This is a genomic window from Mycobacterium sp. E796 (assembly GCF_001672815.1).
Lineage (GTDB): Bacteria > Actinomycetota > Actinomycetes > Mycobacteriales > Mycobacteriaceae > Mycobacterium.
This window is the reverse complement of record NZ_LZKK01000267.1, coordinates 24,830-48,159: the sequence shown is the minus strand read 5'-3', so window position 1 is coordinate 48,159 and position 23,330 is coordinate 24,830. Positions and strand designations below refer to the sequence as shown.

25 protein-coding genes and 1 tRNA gene are annotated in these 23,330 nt (G+C 65.3%); 21 read left to right on the top strand and 5 right to left on the bottom strand.

The genetic code is table 11. The annotated features are described in order from the left end of the window. Window positions 1-30 precede the first annotated feature (30 nt). Complete coding sequence (locus A5706_RS20775; RefSeq protein WP_068134596.1) at window positions 31-783, bottom strand: O-methyltransferase; 753 nt, start codon at window positions 781-783, stop codon at window positions 31-33. A gap of 187 nt (window positions 784-970) precedes the next feature. Between A5706_RS20775 and A5706_RS20770 the strand changes: the two genes are divergently transcribed. The 10 genes from A5706_RS20770 (at window position 971) to A5706_RS20725 (ending at window position 8,890) form a co-directional block, all read left to right on the top strand. Beyond that, window positions 971-1,834: a ParA family protein gene (locus A5706_RS20770; protein ID WP_068134593.1), complete on the top strand. Its 864-nt coding sequence runs from the start codon at window positions 971-973 to the stop codon at window positions 1,832-1,834. Further along, the gene (locus A5706_RS20765; protein WP_068134589.1) at window positions 1,831-2,631 is read left to right on the top strand and encodes a segregation/condensation protein A; all 801 of its coding nucleotides are present in this window, start codon (window positions 1,831-1,833) and stop codon (window positions 2,629-2,631) included. Before A5706_RS20770 ends, A5706_RS20765 begins: the two co-directional genes overlap by 4 nt. Then, the gene (scpB, locus tag A5706_RS20760) at window positions 2,628-3,326 is read left to right on the top strand and encodes an SMC-Scp complex subunit ScpB (protein ID WP_068134586.1); all 699 of its coding nucleotides are present in this window, start codon (window positions 2,628-2,630) and stop codon (window positions 3,324-3,326) included. The genes A5706_RS20765 and scpB overlap by 4 nt, the downstream gene beginning before the upstream one ends. After that, window positions 3,326-4,069: a pseudouridine synthase gene (locus A5706_RS20755; RefSeq protein ID WP_068134584.1), complete on the top strand. Its 744-nt coding sequence runs from the start codon at window positions 3,326-3,328 to the stop codon at window positions 4,067-4,069. The genes scpB and A5706_RS20755 overlap by 1 nt, the downstream gene beginning before the upstream one ends. Beyond that, window positions 4,066-4,737: a (d)CMP kinase gene (gene cmk, locus A5706_RS20750; protein ID WP_068134581.1), complete on the top strand. Its 672-nt coding sequence runs from the start codon at window positions 4,066-4,068 to the stop codon at window positions 4,735-4,737. The genes A5706_RS20755 and cmk overlap by 4 nt, the downstream gene beginning before the upstream one ends. Continuing rightward, complete coding sequence (gene der, locus A5706_RS20745; RefSeq protein ID WP_068134579.1) at window positions 4,734-6,134, top strand: ribosome biogenesis GTPase Der; 1,401 nt, start codon at window positions 4,734-4,736, stop codon at window positions 6,132-6,134. Before cmk ends, der begins: the two co-directional genes overlap by 4 nt. Window positions 6,135-6,401: 267 nt before the next feature. Then, window positions 6,402-7,169, top strand: coding sequence for an SDR family NAD(P)-dependent oxidoreductase (locus A5706_RS20740; RefSeq protein ID WP_068134576.1), 768 nt, complete (start codon window positions 6,402-6,404; stop codon window positions 7,167-7,169). A 13-nt stretch (window positions 7,170-7,182) separates the two neighbouring features. Beyond that, window positions 7,183-8,013 (top strand): cyclase family protein, encoded by an 831-nt coding sequence (locus A5706_RS20735; protein WP_068134573.1) that lies wholly within the window; start codon window positions 7,183-7,185, stop codon window positions 8,011-8,013. Beyond that, window positions 8,010-8,756 (top strand): IclR family transcriptional regulator, encoded by a 747-nt coding sequence (locus tag A5706_RS20730; RefSeq protein ID WP_068134570.1) that lies wholly within the window; start codon window positions 8,010-8,012, stop codon window positions 8,754-8,756. The genes A5706_RS20735 and A5706_RS20730 overlap by 4 nt, the downstream gene beginning before the upstream one ends. A 60-nt stretch (window positions 8,757-8,816) precedes the next feature. Next, window positions 8,817-8,890: transfer RNA gene (locus A5706_RS20725), tRNA-Pro, on the top strand. A gap of 44 nt (window positions 8,891-8,934) precedes the next feature. Here A5706_RS20725 and A5706_RS20720 read toward each other — a convergent pair. Then, the gene (locus A5706_RS20720; protein ID WP_156767258.1) at window positions 8,935-11,193 is read right to left on the bottom strand and encodes a DUF6185 family protein; all 2,259 of its coding nucleotides are present in this window, start codon (window positions 11,191-11,193) and stop codon (window positions 8,935-8,937) included. Window positions 11,194-11,437: 244 nt separating this feature from the next. Here A5706_RS20720 and A5706_RS20715 point away from each other — a divergent pair, with 244 nt between their 5' ends. The 5 genes from A5706_RS20715 (at window position 11,438) to A5706_RS20695 (ending at window position 15,882) form a co-directional block, all read left to right on the top strand. Then, complete coding sequence (locus tag A5706_RS20715) at window positions 11,438-11,632, top strand: alpha/beta fold hydrolase (RefSeq protein ID WP_369831921.1); 195 nt, start codon at window positions 11,438-11,440, stop codon at window positions 11,630-11,632. Window positions 11,633-11,731: 99 nt separating this feature from the next. Next, window positions 11,732-12,319 (top strand): TetR/AcrR family transcriptional regulator, encoded by a 588-nt coding sequence (locus tag A5706_RS20710; protein ID WP_068134562.1) that lies wholly within the window; start codon window positions 11,732-11,734, stop codon window positions 12,317-12,319. A 93-nt stretch (window positions 12,320-12,412) separates the two neighbouring features. Beyond that, the gene (locus A5706_RS20705) at window positions 12,413-13,102 is read left to right on the top strand and encodes an aquaporin (RefSeq protein WP_197517908.1); all 690 of its coding nucleotides are present in this window, start codon (window positions 12,413-12,415) and stop codon (window positions 13,100-13,102) included. A gap of 390 nt (window positions 13,103-13,492) precedes the next feature. Next, complete coding sequence (locus A5706_RS20700; RefSeq protein ID WP_068134559.1) at window positions 13,493-13,948, top strand: GyrI-like domain-containing protein; 456 nt, start codon at window positions 13,493-13,495, stop codon at window positions 13,946-13,948. A 524-nt stretch (window positions 13,949-14,472) separates the two neighbouring features. Beyond that, the gene (locus tag A5706_RS20695) at window positions 14,473-15,882 is read left to right on the top strand and encodes a NarK/NasA family nitrate transporter (protein ID WP_068134557.1); all 1,410 of its coding nucleotides are present in this window, start codon (window positions 14,473-14,475) and stop codon (window positions 15,880-15,882) included. A gap of 37 nt (window positions 15,883-15,919) precedes the next feature. Here A5706_RS20695 and A5706_RS20690 read toward each other — a convergent pair whose 3' ends face one another. After that, window positions 15,920-16,267 carry a thioesterase family protein gene (locus A5706_RS20690; protein WP_068134555.1) on the bottom strand — a complete coding sequence of 116 codons (348 nt, stop codon included), beginning with the start codon at window positions 16,265-16,267 and terminating at the stop codon, window positions 15,920-15,922. Window positions 16,268-16,361: 94 nt separating this feature from the next. Here A5706_RS20690 and A5706_RS20685 point away from each other — a divergent pair, with 94 nt between their 5' ends. Together A5706_RS20685 and A5706_RS20680 are read left to right on the top strand one after the other, a co-directional pair. After that, window positions 16,362-17,270: an alpha/beta fold hydrolase gene (locus tag A5706_RS20685; protein ID WP_068134705.1), complete on the top strand. Its 909-nt coding sequence runs from the start codon at window positions 16,362-16,364 to the stop codon at window positions 17,268-17,270. A gap of 199 nt (window positions 17,271-17,469) precedes the next feature. Next, window positions 17,470-17,748 carry a DUF3349 domain-containing protein gene (locus tag A5706_RS20680; RefSeq protein WP_369831920.1) on the top strand — a complete coding sequence of 93 codons (279 nt, stop codon included), beginning with the start codon at window positions 17,470-17,472 and terminating at the stop codon, window positions 17,746-17,748. Between the two features lie 259 nt (window positions 17,749-18,007). Here A5706_RS20680 and A5706_RS20675 read toward each other — a convergent pair whose 3' ends face one another. After that, window positions 18,008-19,321 (bottom strand): cytochrome P450, encoded by a 1,314-nt coding sequence (locus tag A5706_RS20675; protein ID WP_068134551.1) that lies wholly within the window; start codon window positions 19,319-19,321, stop codon window positions 18,008-18,010. A 184-nt stretch (window positions 19,322-19,505) separates the two neighbouring features. Between A5706_RS20675 and A5706_RS20670 the strand changes: the two genes are divergently transcribed. Beyond that, a complete protein-coding gene (locus A5706_RS20670; protein ID WP_068134547.1) occupies window positions 19,506-19,985 on the top strand; it encodes a pyridoxamine 5'-phosphate oxidase family protein in 480 nt (159 codons plus the stop codon). 16 nt (window positions 19,986-20,001) lie between these two features. Here the strand turns inward: A5706_RS20670 and A5706_RS20665 are convergent, their stop codons facing one another. After that, window positions 20,002-21,171: an aldose epimerase family protein gene (locus A5706_RS20665; protein WP_068134544.1), complete on the bottom strand. Its 1,170-nt coding sequence runs from the start codon at window positions 21,169-21,171 to the stop codon at window positions 20,002-20,004. A gap of 139 nt (window positions 21,172-21,310) precedes the next feature. Between A5706_RS20665 and A5706_RS20660 the strand changes: the two genes are divergently transcribed. Genes A5706_RS20660 through A5706_RS20650 form a run of 3 tightly spaced genes read left to right on the top strand, consistent with a single transcriptional unit; the run spans window position 21,311 to window position 23,288 of the window. After that, a complete protein-coding gene (locus A5706_RS20660; protein WP_068134541.1) occupies window positions 21,311-22,120 on the top strand; it encodes a DUF1707 domain-containing protein in 810 nt (269 codons plus the stop codon). Between the two features lie 19 nt (window positions 22,121-22,139). Further along, window positions 22,140-22,994: a DUF1707 domain-containing protein gene (locus tag A5706_RS20655; RefSeq protein ID WP_068134538.1), complete on the top strand. Its 855-nt coding sequence runs from the start codon at window positions 22,140-22,142 to the stop codon at window positions 22,992-22,994. A gap of 39 nt (window positions 22,995-23,033) precedes the next feature. After that, window positions 23,034-23,288 carry a hypothetical protein gene (locus tag A5706_RS20650; protein ID WP_231985365.1) on the top strand — a complete coding sequence of 85 codons (255 nt, stop codon included), beginning with the start codon at window positions 23,034-23,036 and terminating at the stop codon, window positions 23,286-23,288. The last annotated feature ends 42 nt before the right edge of the window (window positions 23,289-23,330 follow it).

Below are 23,330 nucleotides of genomic sequence, written 5' to 3'. Positions count from 1 at the left end.
CGGGGGCTTTTGTGTCTGCTCACGGTCAATCTAGCCCAGGTATTCGGACTCCAGCACCAGGTCGGACACCATCGACTGGTACTCGACGTGCGTCTTGTGCTCGACGGTGTTCCACCCCTTGCCCTGTTGCTGGCGCATGTATTCGCGGTACTTCGGCGCACCGGGGATTCGCACGTTGTCGGCGACCACGATCGCGCCCGGATGCAGCCAGCCCCGATCGACGATGCTCATCAGGTCGCCCAGGTAGGCGTCCTTGTCGTGATCCAGAAACACGAAATCCAATGCCCCCGAAGTAAATCCGTGCTCGCCGGCCAGCGCGTCCAGGGTGCGCCCGCCGTCGTCGATGGTGCCGACGACACAGGTGACCCGGTCGGCTACGCCGGCGTGCTCCCAGATCCGGCGGGCGTTGACGGCGTTGGCCTCGGCGAGCTCGACGGAATACACCTTGGCCGTGGGGGCGGCGCGGGCGATCCGCAGGGCGCCGTAGCCGCAGTAGGTGCCCAGCTCGAGCGCCAGCGCGGGATCGGCACGGCGCACGGCCGCATCGAGCAGGAGCCCCTTCTCGTCGCCGATGCTCATCAGCATCGACTTCTCGTAGGCGAACTTGTCCAGGGCGGCCAACGCGTCGTCGACGTCGCCGGCGCGGGCGTTCCGCAGCACGTATTCGGCGGCGGCCACCTCGCGGCCGTCACCGATCTGGCCCGTCCTGGTGATGTTGCGCACGCCGGTGGCCATCCGCAACACCGACCAGCGCAGGATGGGCAGCCTCCGCTTGAGGTCCATGTAAAACCACGATAGCGACCTCCCGAATGTTGCTGGTGTGACTGAAGTTAACTCCCCTTACGCATGAGCGCTCGACCAGCGATTTCCGCCCATATTGGCTGGTGACTCGCCAGCGCGGCGCCCCGGTTAAATGCGCGAAGCCGTTAGACTTTCGAGCGATGTTCACCTCCCGAACACGCCGGGCGTGATGACCGAGCACCCGGAAAACGGCGTCGAGATCGGCTTGACGGGACGCCCGCCGCGGGCGATCCCCGAGCCGGCGCCGCGCACTTCGCACGGCCCCGCCAAGGTCGTCGCGATGTGCAACCAGAAGGGCGGCGTCGGGAAGACCACGTCGACCATCAACCTGGGCGCCGCGCTGGCCGAGTACGGCCGCCGCGTGCTGCTGGTGGACATGGACCCGCAGGGTGCCCTGTCCGCGGGCCTGGGCGTGCCGCACTACGAGCTGGACAAGACCATCCACAACGTGCTCGTGGAACCGCGGGTGTCGATCGACGACGTGCTGCTCAAGACCCGGATCAACCACATGGACCTGGTGCCCAGCAACATCGACCTGTCGGCCGCCGAGATCCAGCTCGTCAACGAGGTGGGCCGCGAGCAGACCCTGGGCCGCGCGCTGTACCCGGTGCTGGACCGCTACGACTACGTGCTGATCGACTGCCAGCCGTCGCTGGGCCTGCTCACCGTCAACGGGCTGGCCTGCGCCGACGGCGTGGTGATCCCGACCGAGTGCGAGTACTTCTCGCTGCGCGGCCTGGCGCTGCTCACCGACACCGTCGACAAGGTGCGCGACCGGCTCAACCCGAAGCTGGAGATCAGCGGCATCCTGCTCACCCGTTACGACCCGCGCACCGTCAACGCGCGCGAGGTGATGGCCCGCGTCGTCGAGCGGTTCGGGGACCTGGTGTTCGACACCGTCATCACCCGGACCGTCCGGTTCCCGGAGACCAGCGTGGCGGGCGAACCGATCACCACCTGGGCGCCCCGATCGACCGGCGCGATCGCCTACCGCGCGTTGGCCCGCGAGTTCATCCACCGATTCGGCGCGTGAACTCAACCGCCAACGGTGAGGCGCCACCCCAGACCGGCTTCCAGGTCCGCCTCACGAACTTCGAGGGGCCGTTCGACCTACTCCTGCAGCTGATCTTCGCCCACCGCCTCGACGTCACCGAGGTGGCGCTGCACCAGGTCACCGACGACTTCATCGCCTACACCAAAGCGATCGGCTCCCAGCTGGGGCTGGAGGAGACCACCGCGTTCCTGGTGATCGCCGCGACGCTGCTCGACCTCAAGGCGGCGCGCCTGCTGCCGGCCGGGCAGATCGACGACGAGGAGGACCTGGCGCTGCTGGAGGTGCGCGACCTGCTGTTCGCCCGGCTGCTGCAGTACCGGGCGTTCAAGCACGTCGCGGAGATGTTCGCCGAGCTGGAGGCCGCCGCGCCGCGCAGCTACCCGCGCGCGGTGTCGCTGGAGGACCGGTTCACCGAGCTGCTCCCCGAGGTGATGCTCGGCGTCGACGCCGAACGCTTCGCCCAGATCGCGGCGGTCGCGTTCACCCCGCGCCCGGTGCCGACGGTGTCGATCGGGCACCTGCACGAGGTGGCGGTCTCGGTTCCCGAGCAGGCCAAGAAGTTGCTGGAGATCCTGGAGGCCCGCGGCAGCGGCCAGTGGGCGACGTTTTCCGAGCTGGTCGCCGACTGCGAGGCGCCGCTGGAGGTCGTCGGCCGCTTTCTAGCGCTGCTCGAGCTGTATCGGACCCGGACGGTAGCATTCGACCAGTCAGAGCCGCTTGGCGTGCTCCAAATTTCGTGGACCGGGGAACGGCCGGCAGAAGTGCGTGACGAATGACTGAAGAGTTGCCCGAAGAGCTGCCCGAGATCGATCTGGGGATCGAGATCGCCGAGGCGGCGCCGATGGACGCCGACGAACTCGGCTCGGTGCTGGAGGCGCTGTTGCTGGTGGTGGACACCCCGGTCACCGTCGAGGCGCTGGGCGCGGCCACCGGACAGCCCGTTTACCGTATCGCGGCCAAGCTGCAGCAGATGTCCGAGGAACTCGCCGAGCGCGAGAGCGGCATCGACCTGCGGCAGAACAGCGAGGGCTGGCGGATGTACACCCGCGCCCGCTTCGCCCCCTACGTCGAGAAGCTGCTGCTGGACGGCGCGCGATCCAAACTCACCCGCGCCGCGCTGGAGACGCTGGCCGTGGTCGCCTACCGCCAGCCTGTGACCCGCGCGCGGGTGAGCGCGGTGCGCGGCGTCAACGTGGACGCCGTCATGCGCACCCTGCTGGCCCGCGGCCTGATCACCGAGGCCGGCGTCGACGACGACACCGGCGCGACGACGTTCGCCACCACCGAGCTGTTCCTGGAGCGCCTCGGGTTGGAGTCGCTGGGCGACCTTCCCGACATCGCGCCGCTGCTTCCCGACGTCGACACGATCGAGGACCTCACCGAATCCCTGGACAGCGAGCCACGTTTCATCAAACTCGCGGGCGGTTCGGCGTCCGAGCAGTCGCTGTCCTTCGATGTGGACAAGGATTGATGGCCGATACTGAAGGGATCCGGCTGCAAAAAGTCTTGTCCCAGGCCGGAATTGCCTCGCGGCGGGCGGCCGAGAAGCTGATTATCGACGGCCGCGTCGAGGTTGACGGGCAGGTGGTGACCGAGCTCGGGACGCGGGTCGACCCGGACGCCTCGGTGATCCGCGTCGATGGGGCCCGGGTGGTCGTCGACGACTCGATGGTGTACCTGGCGCTGAACAAGCCGCGCGGCATGCACTCGACCATGTCGGACGAACGCGGCCGCCCGTGCATCGGCGACCTGATCGAGCGCCGGGTCCGCGGCAACAAGAACCTCTTTCACGTCGGACGGCTGGACGCCGACACCGAGGGGCTGATCCTGCTGACCAACGACGGCGAGCTGGCGCACCGGCTGATGCATCCCTCCCACGAGGTGCCCAAGACCTACCTGGCGACGGTGGCGGGCACGGTGCCGCGCGGGCTGGGCAAGCGGCTGCGCGCCGGAATCGAGCTCGACGACGGGGTGGCGCGCGTCGACGACTTCGCCGTGGTGGATGCGATCCCGGGTAAGACGCTGGTGCGGTTGACATTGCACGAGGGGCGCAACCGCATCGTGCGCCGGCTGCTGGGCGCCGCCGGCTTCCCGGTGGAGGCGCTGGTGCGCACCGACATCGGCGCGGTGTCGCTGGGCGAGCAGCGCCCGGGCAGCATCCGGGCGTTGCGGCGAGACGAGATCGGCGCGCTGTACAAGGCGGTCGGGCTGTGACGGGCGTCGTTGTCGCCATCGACGGCCCGGCGGGAACCGGAAAGTCGTCGGTGTCAAAGGCTTTGGCGGCTGCGTTGGGCGCCCGCTACCTGGATACCGGGGCGATGTACCGGATCGTCACGCTGGCGGTGCTGCGCGCGGGGGTCGACCCGGATGATGCCGAAGCCGTCGCGACCGTGGCGTCGACGGTGCCGCTGTCGGTGGACGATGAGCACTACTTCCTTGAGGGAAAGGATGTCTCGGTCGAGATCCGCGGCGACGAAGTGACCCGGGCCGTCTCGGCGGTGTCGGCGGTGCCGGCCGTTCGCGCGCGGCTGGTGGGGTTGCAGCGGGCCTTGGCAGAGGGGCCCGGCAACGTCGTCGTCGAGGGCCGCGACATCGGAACCGTTGTATTGCCCGACGCTCCGGTGAAGATCTTTTTGACCGCGTCGGCCGAGACCCGTGCGCGACGCCGCAACGACCAGAACGTCGCGTCCGGGCTTCCCGACGACTACGAGGGCGTGCTGGCCGACGTGCGCCGCCGCGACCATCTCGACTCGACAAGGCCGGTGTCGCCGCTACGCGCGGCCGACGACGCGGTGGTCGTCGATACCAGCGACATGAGCGAGGCCCAGGTGATCGCCCACCTGCTCGAGCTGGTCCGCCAGAAAAGCGGGGCGGTGCGATGACGTCCGACGGCACCTGGTCCGACGAAAGCGATTGGGAGCTCACCGATTCCGGTATCGATGACGTCGACGAGCCCGGCCCCGCGCCCGTCGTCGCGGTGGTGGGCCGGCCCAACGTCGGCAAGTCGACCCTGGTCAACCGGATCCTCGGACGGCGCGAGGCGGTGGTACAGGACATCCCCGGCGTCACGCGCGACCGCGTCTCCTACGACGCGCTGTGGACCGGGCGCCGGTTCGTCGTGCAGGACACCGGAGGATGGGAGCCCGACGCCAAGGGCCTGCAGCAGCTGGTGGCCGAGCAGGCGTCGGTGGCCATGCGCACCGCCGACGCGGTGATCCTGGTGGTCGATGCCACCGTCGGCGCCACCGCGGCCGACGAGGCCGCCGCCCGGATCCTGCTGCGTTCGGGCAAGCCGGTCTTCTTGGCCGCCAACAAGGTTGACAGCGAGAAGGGCGAGGCGGACGCCGCCGCGTTGTGGTCGCTGGGGCTCGGTGAGCCGCACGCGATCAGCGCGATGCACGGTCGCGGCGTCGCCGATCTGCTCGACGAGGTGCTGGCCGCGCTGCCCGAGGTCTCCGAGGCCGCGCCCAAGGCGGGCGGCCCGCGACGGGTGGCGCTGGTCGGCAAGCCCAACGTGGGCAAGAGCTCACTGCTGAACAAGCTTGCGGGAGACCAGCGTTCGGTTGTGCACGACGTCGCCGGCACGACGGTGGACCCGGTCGACTCGCTCATCGAATTGGGCGGCAAGGCGTGGCGGTTCGTCGACACCGCCGGCCTGCGGCGCAAGGTCGGCCAGGCCAGCGGGCACGAGTTCTACGCCTCGGTGCGCACGCACTCGGCCATCGACGCGGCCGAGGTCGTCGTCGTGCTGATCGACGCCTCCGAAACGCTGACCGAACAGGATCAGCGGGTGCTGTCGATGGTGATCGAGGCCGGCCGCGCCTTGGTGCTGGCCTTCAACAAGTGGGACCTGGTCGACGAGGACCGCCGCGACATCCTGGAACGCGAGATCGACCGCGAACTGGCGCAGCTGCGCTGGGCGCAGCGGGTCAACATCTCCGCCAAGACGGGCCGCGCCGTGCAGAAGCTGGTGCCGGCCATGGAGACCGCACTGGAATCCTGGGACAAGCGGATCTCCACCGGCCAGCTGAACACCTGGATCAAGGAAGTCGTCGCGGCCACGCCGCCCCCGGTGCGTGGTGGCAAGCAGCCGCGCATCCTCTTTGCCACCCAGGCCACCGCCCGACCGCCGACGTTCGTGTTCTTCACCACCGGCTTCCTCGAGGCCGGTTATCGGCGCTTCCTGGAGCGGCGGCTGCGCGAGACGTTCGGGTTCGAGGGTTCGCCGATCCGCATCAACGTGCGGGTGCGCGAGAAGCGGGGAGCCAAGCGGCGCTGAGCGTCGTCCCGGCCGGATGGTGCGGGTCACACCTGTCACATGGGCCCCGGCGCGGAGGGCAATAGGCGATGTGCCCGCCTCGCAGCGACAAGTCGGTTGTGCTCCCTTCTGTGGCTGATGTGCCGTTTGTCGGCAATAAACACCCGCAATACGGGTAATGACGCCTATATCACAGGAGTAAGGCATTGATTTCCAGCGACCGCAGGCACTAACCTCTCTCGTATATCGGGTTGAAATACCCGCATCGTAGGAATTACGGAGACAGCGATGAAGCTGTTCAGTGTTCAGGACAAGTCGATACTGATCACCGGCGCGACGGGCGCCCTGGGCAGTGTCGCGGCCCGCGCATTGTCCGAAGCCGGGGCGCGGCTGACGCTGGCCGGCGGCAACGCCACAGGACTGGCCCAACTGGTCGACGAGGCCGGCCTCGACGCCGCCGTCGTCACCCGCCGGCCCGAGACACCCGCCGATGCTGAAGAGATGGTGGAGGCGGCGGTCGCTCGGCACGGCCGCCTTGACGGGGTCTTGGTGGCATCCGGCATGAACCACGTCGCGCCGATCACCGAGATGGCCGTCGAGGACTACGACAAGGTGATGGGCGCCAACGCCCGCGGCGCCTGGCTGGTGTGCCAGGCGGCCGGGCGGGTGCTGTTGGAGCAGGGCACCGGGGGCAGCGTCGTGCTGGTCTCATCGGTGCGCGGCTCCCTCGGCCACGCCGCCGGCTACAGCGCCTACTGCCCGTCGAAGGGGGCCACCGACCTGTTGGCCAAGAGCCTGGCCGCAGAGTGGGGACCCGACGGCATCCGGGTGAATGCCCTTGCGCCAACGGTTTTCCGGTCCGAGGTGACCCAATGGATGTTCGCCGCCGACGAGAAGGGCCGCCAAACGCGCGAGGCGATGTTCGCGCGAATCCCGTTGCGCCGCTTCGCCGAGCCCGACGACTTCGTCGGCGCACTCATCTATCTGCTCAGCGACGCGTCGAGCTTCTTCACCGGCCAGGTGATGTATCTCGACGGCGGCTACACCGCGTGTTGATTGGAAGGAAACCATGAGTATCAGTTGGCCCCTCGGTGAAGCCGAGTCGAAGCTGGAGTTCTACGACCTGTCCCATCCCTGGGGGCATGGCGTGCCGGCGTGGCCGTACTTCGAGGATGTGAAGATCGAGCGCCTGCACAACATGGCGAAAAGCCGGGTGCTGACCCAAAAGGTCACCACCGTAATGCATTCCGGCACCCATATCGACGCGCCCGCGCACGTCATCGAGGGAACCCCCTTCCTGGACGAGATCCCGCTCAGCGCGTTCTTCGGCACCGGCGTCGTCGTCTCGATCCCAAAGAAGAAGTGGGAGGTCGTCACCGCCGACGACCTTGAGAACGCGACGCCGCAGATCCGACCCGGCGACATCGTCATCGTCAACACCGGCTGGCACCACACTTATGCCGACAGCGCCGAGTACTACGCCTACTCGCCGGGTTTTTACAAGGAGGCAGGGGAGTGGTTTGCGGCCAAGGGCGTCAAGGCCGTCGGCACCGACACTCAGGCGCTGGATCACCCGATGGCCACGGCGATCGCCCCACACGGCCCGGCGGAACACACCGGCGGCCTATTACCTTGGGCGGTAAGGGAATACGAGGAGGCAACCGGCCGCAAGGTGCTCGATGATTTCCCGGAGTGGGAGCCGTGTCACCGCGCGATCCTATCCAAGGGCATCTACGGTTTCGAGAACGTCGGGGGAGACCTGGACAAGGTCACCGGCAAGCGCGTCACATTCGCCGCGTTCCCATGGCGCTGGGTGGGCGGCGACGGCTGCATCGTGCGGCTGGTCGCGATGGTCGACCCCTCCGGGACCTACCGCCTCGAGACGGGACATGCGGCGTGACGTCCGACGGCGGCATCCAGGTCATCTCCCGCGCAGGCGAAATCCTGCGGCTGCTGCAAGCGCACCCGGGAGGGTTAAGCCAGGCCGAGATCGGCGAGCGGCTGGGCATGGCGCGCTCCACTGTCAGCCGGATCCTCGGCGCGCTGGACGACGAGGGCCTCGTGGCCTGGCGGGGGGCCCGCGGCCCGTATCGGCTCGGGCCCGAGATCGCACGGATGGCCGCCACCGTGCGGCTCGGCGTGGTGATGGACGTGCACCCGTTTATGGAGGAGCTGTCGCGCGAGGTGGAGGAGACGGTGGACCTGTCGATCCTCGATGGTGAGCGCGCGACGTTCGTCGACCAGGTCGTCTCGCCGCACCGGCTGCGGGCGATCAGCGCGGTGGGGGAGTCATTTCCGTTGCACTGCTGCGCCAATGGCAAGGCGCTGCTGGCGAGTCTGCCGCCCGAGCAGCAGGCGCAGGTCCTGCCCAGCCGGCTGGCCCGGCTGACCGATAACACGATCACGACCCCGGCGGCGCTGCGCAAGGAGCTCGACCGCGTCCGCGCCGAAGGGCTTGCCTACGACCGCGAGGAACAGACCGAAGGTGTCTGCGCCGTCGGCGCCGTGCTACCCGGGGTGAGCGAGCAGCTGGTGGCGGTCAGCGTGCCCGTGCCGGCGCAGCGGTTCTACCGCCGCGAGTCTGAACTAGCCGAGGCGCTGCTGGCCTGGGTGGAGAAGACGCGCAGTTCGCTCGGGCATTAGTAAGGTGGCGGCTCGTCTGCGGTAGGCTGTCGACCTGCTGCCGGTGATTCAGGCGGCATGCGGGCTGTGGCGCAGTTTGGTAGCGCACTTGACTGGGGGTCAAGTGGTCGCAGGTTCAAATCCTGTCAGCCCGACGCATGTGATGTCTCAGGACATCGGGATAGCTCTGAACTTACGTTCACTTTGGCGGAATCACGTTTTTGATTCCACCAAAGAATGACTCGGCAACATCGAAACCGGAGCCAGCGATAATCTGTTGCGCCAATGTCACTGCCAAGAATGCCGCCGGGGCGACGGCGGCGACAACCTCGCCGTAGTTTTGCAGCGAATACACGGTGCGCAGGTCCCGCCACGTGCCGCCAGCTGACTTGATGGTGGCAAGGTCGACCAGCACCGCAAGAATGATGATGAAAAGCGCGAATTGCGCACTGCGATATATGAACTGTTGTGACAGATCAACCGAAAAACCCCTCGCAACCGCCGTAGGTACCAGGCAGCTGAGTACCCACAGTCCGGCGAACCAGATGGCTTTCTCTGGGCCGACACGGCCGGGAATCTTTGTATAGAAGAATCCGAAGACGAATCCACTGACCACCCAGCGCGCCGCCTCAGTAACGAGAGCAGCAAACACCATCAAAACGCCCTCATTCCCCGTGAGGGCGTCGTGGGCTTGCCCGAGGGTCGTCCAGACAAAATACAGAACCAAAGGAACAGACAGGTAACCAGCAAGCGTCGCTGCTCGACGCGCATTTCCTATTTTAGTGTAGCGAGGCCCCGCTTCTAATAGGTCGTGGCCAGCTTTCGCGGAGGCGAGATCCGCGGCGCTTTTGGTGGCAGGGCTTTTCGCGGCCTTGAGCAGTAGCTTCTTGCGAAAGGAGGGCTCATTATCGTCGGAGTCGTCTGGATCCTGCGGCTTGAGCCACCGGCGGAAACCAATCCAAATGATCACCACCTGCAACGGGGATAAAAGCCCGGAGATGATTTGGACGAGAACGTCCTCACGGTTTTGTGACCACGGCGCGGCGAGACCCAACATCAACGCCAAGCCGGCGGGCAATACCCACGCTGGGCGTACTCGGCTCTGCGAGGGGCGCTCGACAGCCAAGAACGCGACCGCAATCAGAGCGCCGAGCTGTAACAGGGGCAAGCTGCCGTTAAGGCTGGTCATGATCATCTTGCCTGGCATGCCTGTGATAGTGAACTCTAGGTTTCCGTCCGGTCCTATTGCCCTCTCGCCTAGTCCGAATGCGAACAAGAATGACAACCCCACTATGCCGACGCAGGTGACTATATTGCGGAACTGGTGGTCGGTTGCTGCAGTGTCGTCCCTCAAGTCGAATGCTTGCATCAGCCGACGGAACAGTTCAGCGAGAGCTGTCACCGCCAACACTGTGAAGGCGATGGCCAGCGCCACGCCTGTGGGCACAACATCCGGCAGCCACGGCGCCGAGAAAGCCACAGCTGCGGCGAGGATCCCTACGACAGCGGAGCGCCAGCTCCGAGCAGCCGCCAATAACACGATCAACCAGGCGACCGTCGCATAGATACCAGTCCACACGCCGGAGCACTTCAGTAAGAGGCTGCCGAGTCCCAATGCTCCAAGAGTGATCCCCGCCAGCCTCCACCCTGCGGCCGACCTCCACAACGCAAATGACCCGATCAGCAGCGCCACAAACGACGACAAGCCATACGCCAAGAAGCGCACGTTCAAATCCAACGCCGGAATATCGTCACACTTTGTCACATGCGGGGACTTAAGGTATCCAACCGCAAGGGCCTGTAGTGGAAGGTCGGTCGAGACCGTTACCGGCGGCGCGGACGGTCCGGGGAACGACCACGTGTAGATGTAGGTGTGGACGTCGTTGTCTTTGTGCTCGGTGTGCCGCGGGAACGGCTGGGCGACCGGCTCAAAGCCGGATGAACTGGGCACCTGCACGTCGATGGTGGTTCGACTGTTCGGATTGCAGACTAGTCCACTCGCGCTAGGTTTTGGCCAACCGCACGGGGCCACCGTCAGGCTGGAGTGTGGGAACCCGATCGCCGCGAAAACTAGGGGCTGAAACGGGTCACCGGGACGCGGCGCACCCATATTCACGCTGGATTTTAGATCGAAACGCGCTGTAATCGAACCGTTGGACCAATCGAGGTATTGCAGCTTCGCCGCGAGCATTGTCGGGACAAAGCATTCGGTGAAGAAGGAAGCACCAGCCGCAAAATCCAAATGAGGCCTGATCGGATCTGGAGGATTCACGCCTTGCAAGCGGACTTCCAACGTGGAACTGAGATTCAGGCGGCTGTTTTTGCCTGAAACATTGATGACCACATGTGAATTGATGTCACGAGCCGTAGGACAGTCGTTTTCGAGGCGGTGTTCGACAGGCTTATGACCTGCATGTATGCCGGCGAAGAGACCCGCCGCCACGCTGAAGACCGCCATCGCGACGAAGATCCAGGCACGTAGTTTCGTTAACCGCCTAGGCTCCTTCATGATTTCAGGCCGTCGCCACGCAACTTGTAAGGCGTCCGTCCCGTGAGCATAAGCCGCCAAACGGCGTCATGGTTGACCAGTTTACACATCGGGAAAATATAAACAGGCCCAAAATGGACGATTCCTTGAGCGGGAGTGGACTGACATAAGGGCCGCCTTGGACCAGATCAACCCGAACGCGACAGGGGTCTCGATGCGGTTGATCGACGGGCCCGTCGACCCCAACTCCGGTGCCCAGATGGCGTGCCGCTACGCCGAGGTGATCCCCGACGCCGACGTGGTGATGCTCGCCGACGACATCGGGCACTGGCCGCAACTCGAAGCGCTTGAGGAAGTGCTACGGCACTTCCTCGCCCACATCGACCGATACTCCCGGCGAGATGAATAGGCACACGCTAAGTCGCTGCCCGTAGAGGAGACCCGGCGCAGGCCGCCGCGCTGCATAATTGTGAACGTTGGGTTCAGTTTTTGGTCGTAGAGGTGACGGGTGGCTGAGGATCCGAGGTCTCGTCCGGGCCGGCCGCGCAGCGAGCAGTCCCGTTCGGCCGTGCTGCGCGCCACGTCGGAATTGATCAACGAGGTGGGCCTGCGTGCGATGACGACCGACGAGATCGCCACCCGTGCCGGCGTGAGCAAGGCGACGATCTACAAGTGGTGGCCGAACAAATACGCGGTGGCAGTCGAGGCGTTCCTGTCGGAAATGGCGAAGGAGTCGCCGGACCCGGACACGGGGTCAGCGGATGAAGACTTCCGACAAGCGCTCCGGGGTCTGATCCGCTTCTACCGCAGCAAAAATGGCCGAGCGTATGCCCAACTGATCGGGGAGGCGCAGTTCGATCCCCAGATCGGCAAGGAACTGCGGGAGCACCTCGTGGGCTCTCGACGGGAATTGGTGCGGGCGATCTTGGACCGCGGCATCGCGCGGGGGGAGCTGCGGCCCGACGTGGATGCAGATGCCGCGATCGACCTGATCTTCGGGCCCGCGATGTACCGGCTGGTCGCCGGTCACGCCGCACTTGATCGCAACGCCGCCGACGCGATCGTGGACGCGGCAATGCGAGGCCTGGCGCGCTGAGAGCGATTTCACAGATCCGGCGGGATCAAAACCGCTGTGCCGCGCGTTGGCCGCATTTAGAAACTAAACGTTCAGTTTTACAAGGAGTCATCCATGACGAACGCCTTTCCGATCACCAAACGTAAGACACGGGCCACGGCGAATCGCCCCACGACAATCCGCAAGATGACCGTCGAGTTGATCGGCACCTTCTTCTTGGTGTTCACCGTCGGGGCCACCGTGCGCGGCGGCGCTGCGCTGGCTCCGCTGGCGATCGGGTCGGCACTGATGGTGATGGTATATGCCGGCGGCCACATCTCCGGCGGCCACTACAACCCGGCGGTGACGCTCGCTGCGCTCGTCCGCGGCCGGATCGACCGCATAGACGCGTTGGGCTACTGGATCGCTCAGCTGGTTGGCGGCGTTGCGGCCGCTCCGGTGGTCCGCGCGGTTGTCAGTGCTTCGCAGGCCCGCGCCGTCGCGCCGGCTGGCCATGCCATGACCAGTGCGCTCGTCGTCGAGTTGCTGTTCACCTTCGCGCTCGCCTATGTCGTGCTCAACGTCGCCACGAGCAAGGACAACACCGATAACTCCTTCTACGGCCTGGCGATCGGGTTCACGGTTGTGGTCGGGGCCGTCGCGGTCGGCGGGATATCGGGTGGCGCCTTCAACCCCGCCGTGGTCGTGGGTGGCGCGGCGATGGGGCTGTTCGCATGGTCGACGTTGATTTATGTGGCCGCACAACTGGCTGCCGGAGCCTGCGCCGGCCTGGTGTTCCGCGTGCTCAACCCCGACGACAAGTAACCGCCAACCATCGGCCCAATTGCGAGGGCAGCCAGCCGATTTCGTGGACCTGCCGGCAGCCGCCAGTCTCCTGCTGACGCCAATAAAGGGTGCCGGAAACCTCTAGAAAAAGCCGGCAACGCGATGAGCGATCAAAAATGAGGCTGTACAGCAATGGACTTCGCAGTGTTTCTACCGGAAATCAACTGCGCGCGAATATATATCGGACCCGGGGGTCCAAGTGGTCGCAGGTTCAAATCCTGTCAGCCCGGCGATGTCAGCCCGACGACGACCGTCAGCCCGACGCGGTCGCACGTGCTGCTTTGCGGCATCGGCGCCGCGACCACAAACGATATGCTCCCGGCCTTGCACTCCCATGTCAGGACATGATGCGGCGTAGGGTTGGCGCCGATGACTGTCGTGACCGTTAAGTTCGTCGAACCGACGCCGACAGCGGTGGTAGCGGCGGTGGCTACGTGGGCGGAGTTCCCCAAGATGTGGGGGCCGATGCTGGACAGCGTGTGGAGCTTTCTCCGGGGTGACGCTCCAGTGGGGCTCTACAAGCGGGGGCACAACATCATGCTCTACAAGGACGATGTCCCCAACGTTGAAGTCGGCGTTGAGGTAAGCGGCTCATTCGAACCTGCCGGTCATGTGGTCGCGTCAACGCTTCCGGGCGGGCTCGTCGCCACCGCCAGTCACACTGGCCCGATCGCCCAGATCGGCAACACTCATCAGGCGGTGTGCGAGTGGAGCCAGGCGAACGGGTACCGGATGGCCGGCCCTCGGTGGGAGATCTACGGCGATCCCGATCCGTCGACCAACCACTTCGATGTAGGCGTGTTCTGGGCGTTGGTGGCGCCATAACCCTTGGGTCGACGTTGTCTCACTGGACTACAGTCTCGTGCACGTGTTCAGGGGTCCGGCCAGCGGTGACTGTGGTGTGTCTGGCAGCGTTAGGAAGTAGCGGCTGTCGAGTCGTTCCGAGAAGGTGCAGCGATTACATCGGTGAGCAGCGGATGGTTGTCACAACCTTTGACTAGGCGCCGTTCTGGCCCATGCTGACAAACCGGTTCACCGTCATCGGACCGGACATGATAGGCATGGGCTTCTCCGCAAAGCCCGCTGCCTACCAATATTTCGTAAACCGTCGACCGATGGTACGAAATGCCGTGCGCGGGCCTTCTACCCACCTGTAAGGCGTTGATGATTAACAACTTTGGCTTATCGAGCGAGAATTACTTTGTATCGATTGCGATTTCAGCAGAACAGCCGTGCCCGATGCGCTGAATTCGTTGACAACTCACAGCTACTCGTACGTCACCTTGGAGCTTTCGTGCTTAGCGTCGTCGTGAGCCGCTCTTGGTCACGGAAATTTTGGGGGATTGTCGATGAGTCGGGCGCAACGCATTTCGAATTGGGATCCCGAGGACCTCGCGGCTTGGGAGGCCGGCAATAAGAAGATCGCCCGGCGGAACCTGATCTGGTCCGTGTTCGCGATGCACGTCGGCTACTCGGTCTGGTCGATCTGGTCGGTGATGGTGTTGTTCATGCCCAGATCTGTCTACGGCCTTTCGCCGGCCGACAAGCTTCTCTTGGGTGCCACCGCAACCCTCGTCGGCGGCTGCCTGCGCATCCCGTACGCGGCGGCGGTGGCCAAGTTCGGCGGCCGCAATTGGATGTTGTTCTCTTCGCTGGTGCTGTTGATCCCGACAGTCGGCACGATTCTGCTGCTGGCCAACCCCGGTCGGCCGTTATGGATGTATCTGGTGTGTGCGGCGCTAACGGGTATGGGCGGCGGCAATTTCTCGGCGGCGGTCGCCAACGTCAACGTCTTCTATCCTCAGCGACTCAAAGGCGCGGCGCTGGGCATTGCCGGTGGCGGTGGCAACATTGGGGTGCCGATGATCCAGGTCATCGGTCTGCTAGTGCTCGCGACCGCCGGCAACCGGCAGCCCTACTGGGTATGCGCGATTTATCTGGTGCTGTTGTCGGTGGCCGCGCTCGGGTCGGCATGCTTCCTGGACAACATGGAATTGCCCCGCGCCGAGCACAAACCCACGCGAGCGGCTCTGGTACGGCGCGACACCTGGATCCTGGCGACGCTCTACGTCGCGACCTACGGCTCATTTATCGGATTTTCGTTCGCGTTCGGCGAGGTCCTGGAAATGAACTACGTGGCCGCCGGGCAAGGTCCGCTGCAGGCGTCGTTGCACGCCGCCCGGGTCGCCTTCCTCGGACCGCTGCTCGCGTCGCTGGCCCGGATGTACGGCGGCAGGCTCTCGGACCGCCTCGGCGGAGGCACCGTCACTCTGGGAGCTCTGTTTGCCATGATCGCTGCCGTCAGCGCGCTGATCGTGCTGAGCGCACACGCCGACAATCGCTCCGGCCCGTTGAGCGTCACCACAATGACCGGCTACATCGTCGGTTTTATGGCACTTTTTGTCTTGTGCGGGATCGGCAACGGGGCCGTGTACAAAATGATCCCGGCGGTTTTCGAATCGCGCAGCCACTCCATCAAAGCCGCCGAGGCCGAACGCCGCCACTGGGCCCGCGCGATGTCCGGCGCCGTGATCGGAATCGTCGCCGCGGTCGGCACGCTCGGCGGCGTATTGATCAATCTGGCACTGAGACAGTCCTATCTGACCACAGGCTCGGAAACGACGGCGTTCTGCTTTTTCTTGCTGTGCTACCTCGTCGGGTCTGGGCTGACGTGGTGGGTCTACGTGCGGCGCCCGTCCGCCGGGGCGAAATCCGAATTGTGCGAAGTACCGCTCGCCGAGACCAGTAGTTCATATTAAGGCACACTGGCGGTCGCGACGGTGCGGCGCATCTTGGTCACCGGCGGAGGAACTTTTCGCGGTCAACTATCACGCGGTCGATTTCGCCGCGAGCAACAAGCTGTCCTGAATCGTCAACCGCCTGCACTTCGAACGTCAGAAGGCGCCCCTCGCCCGGCGATCGCGCCTCGGCGGTGACCTCTACGGTGCCGCCTACGTGGGTCGCGCGCCGGTGCTCGATGCGCACCGCGGTGCCAACGGTCGTCTGGCCAGGGCCGGTGAAGGGCGCGGCGGCTTGCACCGTGGCCGCTTCCAGCCATGCAATAAGCCGTGGAGTCGCGAGCACCGGCACATCGCCGCTGCCGATCTGCGCGGCTGTGTCGGCGTCGGTCACTTGGTAGTGCATTACTACACGCTAGCTCGCCCGGCGAGTGTCTCGCTGCAGCGAGGAAGTCTGGTCAATGACGGCTAGCCACTCGGGTCGGCGCATGATGGCTGTCATGGACGCTGAACTGAAACGCTGGCTGGACTCGGGCAAGCACTTCGACTACCTGGGCTTCGACATCTTCTATCGCGTCGAGGGCAGCGGGCCTCCGCTGCTGCTGATCCACGGTTACCCGTTCAATTCCTTTGACTGGGCGCCGATCTGGCCGACACTGACCCAACGCTTCACCGTCATCGCCCCCGACATGATGGGCATGGGATTCTCCGCCAAACCGACAAACTACCAATACTCGGTGCACGACCACGCCGACATGCACGAAGCGCTGCTGGCCCACCTGGACATCCACAACGCGCACATCCTGGCCCACGACATCGGCGACTCGGTCGGCCAGGAACTGTTGGCCCGCCACGAGTTCGGGCAGCAGACGTATGGCGAATGGCGCATCGACTCGATCACCTGGCTCAACGGCGGCATGTTCATCGAGGCCTACACGCCCAGGGCGGCGCAGAAGCTGATGTCGGGCACCCCGCTGGGCGACCTGTTCAGCCCTGTGCAGGGCAGCCCGCTGGCACGACGACTGCTCGAGCCGACAATGCGCGAGATGTTCGGCCCGAACACCAAGCCGACTCGGCACATGATGGAGGTGTTCAACCAGATCCTGGACTACAACGACGGGCGCCGGGTGCTGCACAAGGTCGGCCGGTTCATCAACGACCGATACACGCATCGCAACCGGTGGGTGCGCGCCATGCGCCAGACCGCGGTTCCGATGCGGTTGATCGATGGACCGGTCGACCCCAACTCCGGTGCCCACATGGCGCGCCGCTACGAAGAGGTGATCCCCGACCCCGACGTCGTGATGCTCGCCGACGACATCGGGCACTGGCCGCAACTCGAGGCGCCCGACGAAGTACTACGGCACTTCCTCGCCCACATCGACCGAATCGCGCGGCTGAACGAATAGGTACTCGTCTGTGGGTCTCCTCGCATCGGAAGACCAGAGGGAAGCGGTGGCCTCGATGTCACGCGTGCGCGGAGCTTGGATCCGCGACAGCACTTCCGCCGCTTCACATCTCCGCGAGGCTGGCGAAGGTGCGGGCTTGTTGGGTTAGGCTATGAGCTGCGCTGATCCGTAGCTTTAGCGGCTGTCGCGGGGGTGTCAGGTGAGCTTGAGTGATTTGGCGGCGAGGTTTGTGGCGTTCATTCGAGCCGGCTACCCGCATGGCATCCCCAAGACCGACTGCAGAGCGCTCCTGGCATTGTTGCGGCGTCGGTTATCCGAGGACGAGGTAGCGGCAGTGGCCAGAGACCTGGTGGCTCGCGGCGAGTTGAAAATCGCCGATATTGGCGCGACCATCGCGTGGTTCAGTGACAAACCGGCCACAGCGGCAGACCTTGAACGTGTCCAGCGCCGCCTTAGGGGTGATTGGCTGTCGCGTTGATCCCGACCAATTCGGCGTAGGTGTTGCTCGGCGGTTTTCCATCACTTGTGGGCTTCGCAGTGGAGCACGCCGGCGGGTGGGGCCGCGTTCGCGCGCACTGGTACATGCTGCGGGGAACGCCGCTCCATCGAGGAACGCGAGGAACGGCTCGACGAACGCCTGAGATCATCAAGTCACGCCGCGACGGCAGCTAGCTCAAATCTCATCGTCGACGAGTTCGCCGATAATCAGCGAATGGCGAGAGTGGGCGGATCAGTCCTCACCGGGCAACGTCAGCCGTCGCGGGCCCGAGGGTGACGGGCAACTTCTTGATCCCGCGCAGCAGGGTGCTGTCGTTCGGGATCGGCTCGCCGGCCAGGGCCAGCCGGGGGAAGCGTTCGAACAGCGCCTGCAGGCCGATCTGTAGTTCCATGCGCGCGAGCGACGCGCCGAGGCAGCTGTGGATGCCGCTGCCGAAGCTGATGTGTTCGCGGGCGTTGGCGCGGGCGGTGTTGAATTCGTTGGGACGCTCGAAGATGGCCGGATCGCGGTTGGCCCCGCCGATCAGAAGGAAGATCGCCGAGCCTTTCTGCACGGTATGTCCGTCGATCTCAACGGTTTCGGTGGCCACCCTGGCCGCGATGTGCGCGACGGAGTCGTAGCGCAGCACCTCCTCGACCGCGTTCGGCCAGCCCCCCGGATGTTCCTGCAGTCGGGCGAGCTGATCGCGATGCCCGACCAGCGCCACCACCGCGTTGCCGAACGCATGGGTGGTGGTGATGAACCCGGCGCCCAGCAGTAGCCCCGCGAACATCCTGACCTCGGTCTCGGTGAGGTCGCCGTCGTGCAGGACGGCGGACAGGATGCTGTCCTCGGCGCGGCCCCGACGTAGGCGCTCGATATGCGTGGCGAGGTAGGTTTCGAACTCGCGCAACGCCGCGACGGCGGTCCGGTACTCGCGCCAGGACGGCGACGTGCTGTTAAGGATTTTGGTGCCGGGTTCGGCGAATGTTTGGAGATGGGGTGCCTCGTCGCGAGAAATGCCCAGCATCTCGACGATGACGGCGATGGGGATTTGAGAGGCATAGGCGGCGATCAAATCGCATTGGCTACTGCCTTCGAGATCGTCGAGCAGGGTGTCGGCGATCTCCTGAATGCCCTGACGAAGTCCGTCGATCGCTCGCGGCGTAAATGCCCGCGACACCAGGCGCCGCAACCGCGCATGCTCGGGCGGATCGGCAACAAGCAACGACGGCGGTTCCACGCCATTCAGCACGCCGGGGTTGGTTTTCGCGAACATCCGCTGAACGACGGGAAACGGCGACCGGTCCCGTGGCTTCGACGTCCGGAACCTGTCGTCGCGCAGCACGTCTCGGACAATCTGCGCGTCGGCGGTGACCCACCCGCCCACAATCGCGGAGACACGTCCCCGTTCGCGGATCTGCTCGATGCGGCGATTCACTTCCTCGGGCTGACCGCTTTGGATTAACAGCTGGGAAAAAGGATCGCCCCGCCGCGCGAGAAATTTCAGCGTCCAGCGCGGCAGTCCATATCCCAGCAGCCAATGCACCCGGGTCTTGATCTCGGCATTCATATTCGCCCCTGCCTCCGGCTACCGATGAGGCTAGCGGTCAACGAGCGGCGATACGCGTCAAAGAAACGCGCAGGAATCTATCGGATCGGACAATTGCGGCGGGCCATTCTGACGGGGCGCGACCGGTCGAGGCTCAGCCCCGGGCGACTCACCTGCGTCCCCACCGGGTAGCTATACCGGTGTGATGGACAAACAGGAGTTGGCTCGGGAGCTCGGCCACCCCGACGCCCAGAAATTGCTCTCCGGTTCAATGGCCCGGCTCGCCTACAACGGCCACGACGGCTTCCCGCGAGTCATCCCCGTCGGGTTCTACTGGACCGGCGAACGCATCGTCGTCTCGACGGCACCGACCTCCCCGAAAGCCCGCGCGCTAGCCTCCCGCCGGAAGGTCGCGCTGACGATCGACACGGGCTCCACACCCGAAGAGGCGAAGGCGCTGTTGGTCCGTGGCCTTGCCACACTGCAAACCGTCGACGGCGTCACCGACGAGTACCTCGCCGCCGCGAGGAGCTCGATGGACGAAGCGCAGCTTGCCGAGTTCGAACGCAACGTGCGATCGACCTATCCGCAGATGGTGCGGATCTCGATCGAGCCGCACTGGGCGCGGTTTTACGACTTTGGCGCCGGCCGGTTACCCGCGTTCCTTGCCGAGCTTTCGCAGTGAAACCTCGCTAGGCGAGTCACTGGACGCCGAAGGCAAAGACGGTTGTCGAATCGTAGGTCTGGCCCGGGTTGAGCGTGGTGGTCGGGAAGTTCGGGTGATTCGGGGAATCGGGGTAGTGCTGGGTCTCCATCGTGAATCCGGCGCCCTGCCGGTAGCTATGCCCGCTGGTGCCCGTGAACGCCCCGTCGAGGAAATTGCCCGTGTAGAACTGCACCCCGGGCTCGGTTGTGGAGACCGTCAGGGTGCGGCCCGATTTGGGGTCTTGGGCCCTGGCCGCCTCCACCAGCCCGGTGTTGTTGCCGCGGTTGATCACCCAGTTGTGGTCGTAGCCGTGGGCGAGCAACAGCTGCGGGTCATTCGCGGTGATACGCGCGCCGATCGCGGTCGGCGACGTGAAGTCGAAGGGTGTGCCCTGCACCGGGGCGACCTGCCCGGTCGGGATCTGAATGGGGTCGGTCGGGAGGTAGTTGTCGGCATGGATGGTGACCTTCTGGTCGTAGACGTCGAGTGTGTCCTCGCCCGCCAGGTTGAAGTAGCTGTGATTGGTCAGGTTGACCACGGTCGGCGCATCGGTGGTCGCGTGGTAGTCGATGCGCAGTTCGTTGTTCTGGTCCACGGTGTAGGTGACGGTGGTCGTCAGCGTCCCGGGATAGCCCATTTCGCCTGCGGGGCTGACGTATTGGAGCTTCAGGCCGGCGCGGTCGCTACCGTTCTGCTGACTTGCCTGCCACACTTTCGTATCGAAACCCGCGGTGCCGCCATGCAGGCTGTTGCCGTTGTTGTCGGTCGGCACGTGATACTCGATGCCGTTCAACGTGAACGCGCCCTTGGCGATCCGGTTGCCGTAGCGGCCGATGATGGCGCCGAAGTAGGTCTTGGCGGATCCCGTGTTGTTCACGTAGTCGGCCAGGGCCGGAAAGCCGAGCACCACATTGCCGACGTTTCCGGCGCGATCGGGGACCTCGATGGACTGGATGATGCCGCCGTAGTTCAGGATTCGCACACGCATGCCGCGCCCAGTGGTGAGGGTGTAGCGGGTCACCGGGTTGCCATCCACCTGGCCGAACGGCTCGCTGCTGATCGACGGCGGTCCGGCGGGGATCGAGGCGCTGCCACCGTTGCTACACGCCGCCAAGCCCGCTACGCCGGCGATGGCGATCGGCCGAAGTAATCGTCTGCCGCGCATCGGCTCTCCTCGCACTCGTACCGAACCCATCCGTGCAGACCCCGGACGAGGATAGCGCCAGCAACGCGCGGATCGATTCGATCGGCACACTCAGTCGTGGCTGCGTCGACCTCGTGCGTCCTCGGTTACGCTCACCCTCGTGTCCGCCGGATACATCAGGGCTACCGACAGTGACCGCGACGAGACCGGGCGAGTGCTGGACGCGGCGCTGAGCGACGGCCAGCTGTCGATGGAGGAATATCGCCAACGGGTGAGCGCCGCGAGCCGTGCCGCCACCGTCGGCGAGCTCGAGTCGCTCGTGGAAGATCTCCAGGTCCACAACGCCCAACCCCCGACGCCGAGCAGTCGACGGGGCATCCTGGTCGCCGGCGTCGCGGTATTGGCGCTCGCGGGCCTCGGCATCGGCTGGAAGATGCTCGGCAACAGCGCTTCTCGGCCGCAACCCGCCTCACTTCCGAGCGCCACCAGCATCGTGGCGATAACCCCGACGACGCCGTCGCCACCGCCACCACTCCAACTGCAGACCACCGACGGGCTGTCCGGGCTGTTGGCGCAAATGCGAAAAGAAATCGGTGACACCATGGGCTACCGGCTGGTGGTCTATCAGGATCACGCGGACCTCGACCGCCCCGACCCTCAAGACCCTCGCAACTCGGTGACCTACCACTACGCCGGCCGCGGCTGGTCGCAGTGGGGCGCCAGCGCCATTCCGTCCACCTCGACCGCCGGTGACTTGAGCAAGTTCAACGTGCAGGAGGTGGCCAGCGTCCTACGCGGGGCGCCGCAGATCCTTCAGGTCGCCGGCGCCAACAACACCTATCTGATGGTCGAATCCGCCCGAGACGGCAGCCTGGCGTTGTCGATCTATGTATTCAGAGACCGCGACGGCGGGCATATGGAACTGAACGCGGACGGCACCGTCCGGGCAATCGAGCCGGCGCGCCGCTGAGACCTTCTAGGATCTTCCCGTGGCCACCGCAAACACCCGGGCTACCGACAGCAACCGTGTCGACACCTGCCAGCTGTTGGATCTGGCGCTGAGCGACGGCCAGCTGTCGATGGAGGAGCATCGCCAGCGGGTGAGCGCCGCGACCAACGCCACCACCCTCGGCGAGCTGCAGTCGCTGGTGGCGGACCTGCAGATCCGCAGCGCCCCGGCCCAATCCCCGAGCCTGAAATCGCTGGCCGGCCGCCGGGGGATACGGATCACCGTGCTCGTGACGTTGGGCCTTGTGGGCGTCGGCATCGCCTGGGCTTGGTACAGCAACACCGCTTCGTCGCGCGACGCAACGCCCCAGCCGGCCGCCGCCAGCCCGGTCGTCGTCGCGCCGCAGCCACCGTCAACACCGGCACCGACCGTCGAACCGCCGCCAGCATCGACCCAGCCGCAGGCGCCGACGCAACTGCTGACCCTGGGCGGGCTGTCGAGCTTGATTGCGCAAGTTCGGACGACGTTCGGGGACACGATGGGCTACGAGCTGGTGGTCTATCCCGATCACGCCAGCATCACTCGCCCCGACACGATCAACGCACACAAAACCGTGCGCTACACGTACGGGGGTCGCGGTTGGGGCACGGGCAGCAGCACCACCATCCCGATGGACACGGCCATTGGCGACCTCGGCAAATTCGACGTCCAGGCCGTCATAAGCGCCCTTCGTGCGGCGCCCCAGACTCTGCACATCGACGGCGGCAACCCCGAGAACATCATCATTGAAGCGGCCCAAGATGGGACCCTGCGCATCGAGCTCTACGTCTCCGATGGTCACACCGAGCGTTACCTCATGGTCAACGCCGACGGCAGCATTCGGCCCGACTTCTGATCGGGCAGCCGCACTTATTGCCCAAGGTGTTTCTCGCGCGTGACCTTCCCGCGACAGCGACGAAGGACGCTGATCGTCATGGCGGTATTGGCGCTACTGTGCGCTCTCGCAACCGCGACATGCTTCGGCTACTACCTAGGTCGACGCGCGGGCTCGCGGCCGCCGACCTGGAAGCAGCGCACCAGTCGGGTCGCGCTTGGCAGGCTTGCGATCAGCCTGCTTGTGGCGATGACCGCGCGTCGCGTCCTGAAGCTGAGAACCGTTGCGGGCGTGGCGCGGATCCTCTCGTACTGAGGCCGCGATGTAGCCTTTGAAGCCCGTCACCGCACCAAGAAG

Bases quoted from the DNA above. Each gene is read 5' to 3' on its own strand.
- der (WP_068134579.1), top strand. From the start codon at position 4,734: ATGACGTCCGACGGCACCTGGTCCGACGAAAGCGATTGGGAGCTCACC.
- A5706_RS20665 (WP_068134544.1), bottom strand. From the start codon at position 21,171: ATGCGCGGCAGACGATTACTTCGGCCGATCGCCATCGCCGGCGTAGCG.
- A5706_RS20755 (WP_068134584.1), top strand. From the start codon at position 3,326: ATGGCCGATACTGAAGGGATCCGGCTGCAAAAAGTCTTGTCCCAGGCC.
- A5706_RS20720 (WP_156767258.1), bottom strand. From the start codon at position 11,193: ATGGCGGTCTTCAGCGTGGCGGCGGGTCTCTTCGCCGGCATACATGCA.
- scpB (WP_068134586.1), top strand. From the start codon at position 2,628: ATGACTGAAGAGTTGCCCGAAGAGCTGCCCGAGATCGATCTGGGGATC.
- A5706_RS20695 (WP_068134557.1), top strand. From the start codon at position 14,473: ATGAGTCGGGCGCAACGCATTTCGAATTGGGATCCCGAGGACCTCGCG.
- A5706_RS20770 (WP_068134593.1), top strand. From the start codon at position 971: ATGACCGAGCACCCGGAAAACGGCGTCGAGATCGGCTTGACGGGACGC.
- A5706_RS20715 (WP_369831921.1), top strand. From the start codon at position 11,438: ATGCGGTTGATCGACGGGCCCGTCGACCCCAACTCCGGTGCCCAGATG.
- A5706_RS20675 (WP_068134551.1), bottom strand. From the start codon at position 19,321: ATGAATGCCGAGATCAAGACCCGGGTGCATTGGCTGCTGGGATATGGA.
- A5706_RS20740 (WP_068134576.1), top strand. From the start codon at position 6,402: ATGAAGCTGTTCAGTGTTCAGGACAAGTCGATACTGATCACCGGCGCG.
- A5706_RS20775 (WP_068134596.1), bottom strand. From the start codon at position 783: ATGGACCTCAAGCGGAGGCTGCCCATCCTGCGCTGGTCGGTGTTGCGG.
- A5706_RS20700 (WP_068134559.1), top strand. From the start codon at position 13,493: ATGACTGTCGTGACCGTTAAGTTCGTCGAACCGACGCCGACAGCGGTG.
- A5706_RS20705 (WP_197517908.1), top strand. From the start codon at position 12,413: ATGACGAACGCCTTTCCGATCACCAAACGTAAGACACGGGCCACGGCG.
- A5706_RS20685 (WP_068134705.1), top strand. From the start codon at position 16,362: ATGGACGCTGAACTGAAACGCTGGCTGGACTCGGGCAAGCACTTCGAC.
- A5706_RS20670 (WP_068134547.1), top strand. From the start codon at position 19,506: ATGGACAAACAGGAGTTGGCTCGGGAGCTCGGCCACCCCGACGCCCAG.
- A5706_RS20735 (WP_068134573.1), top strand. From the start codon at position 7,183: ATGAGTATCAGTTGGCCCCTCGGTGAAGCCGAGTCGAAGCTGGAGTTC.
- A5706_RS20690 (WP_068134555.1), bottom strand. From the start codon at position 16,267: ATGCACTACCAAGTGACCGACGCCGACACAGCCGCGCAGATCGGCAGC.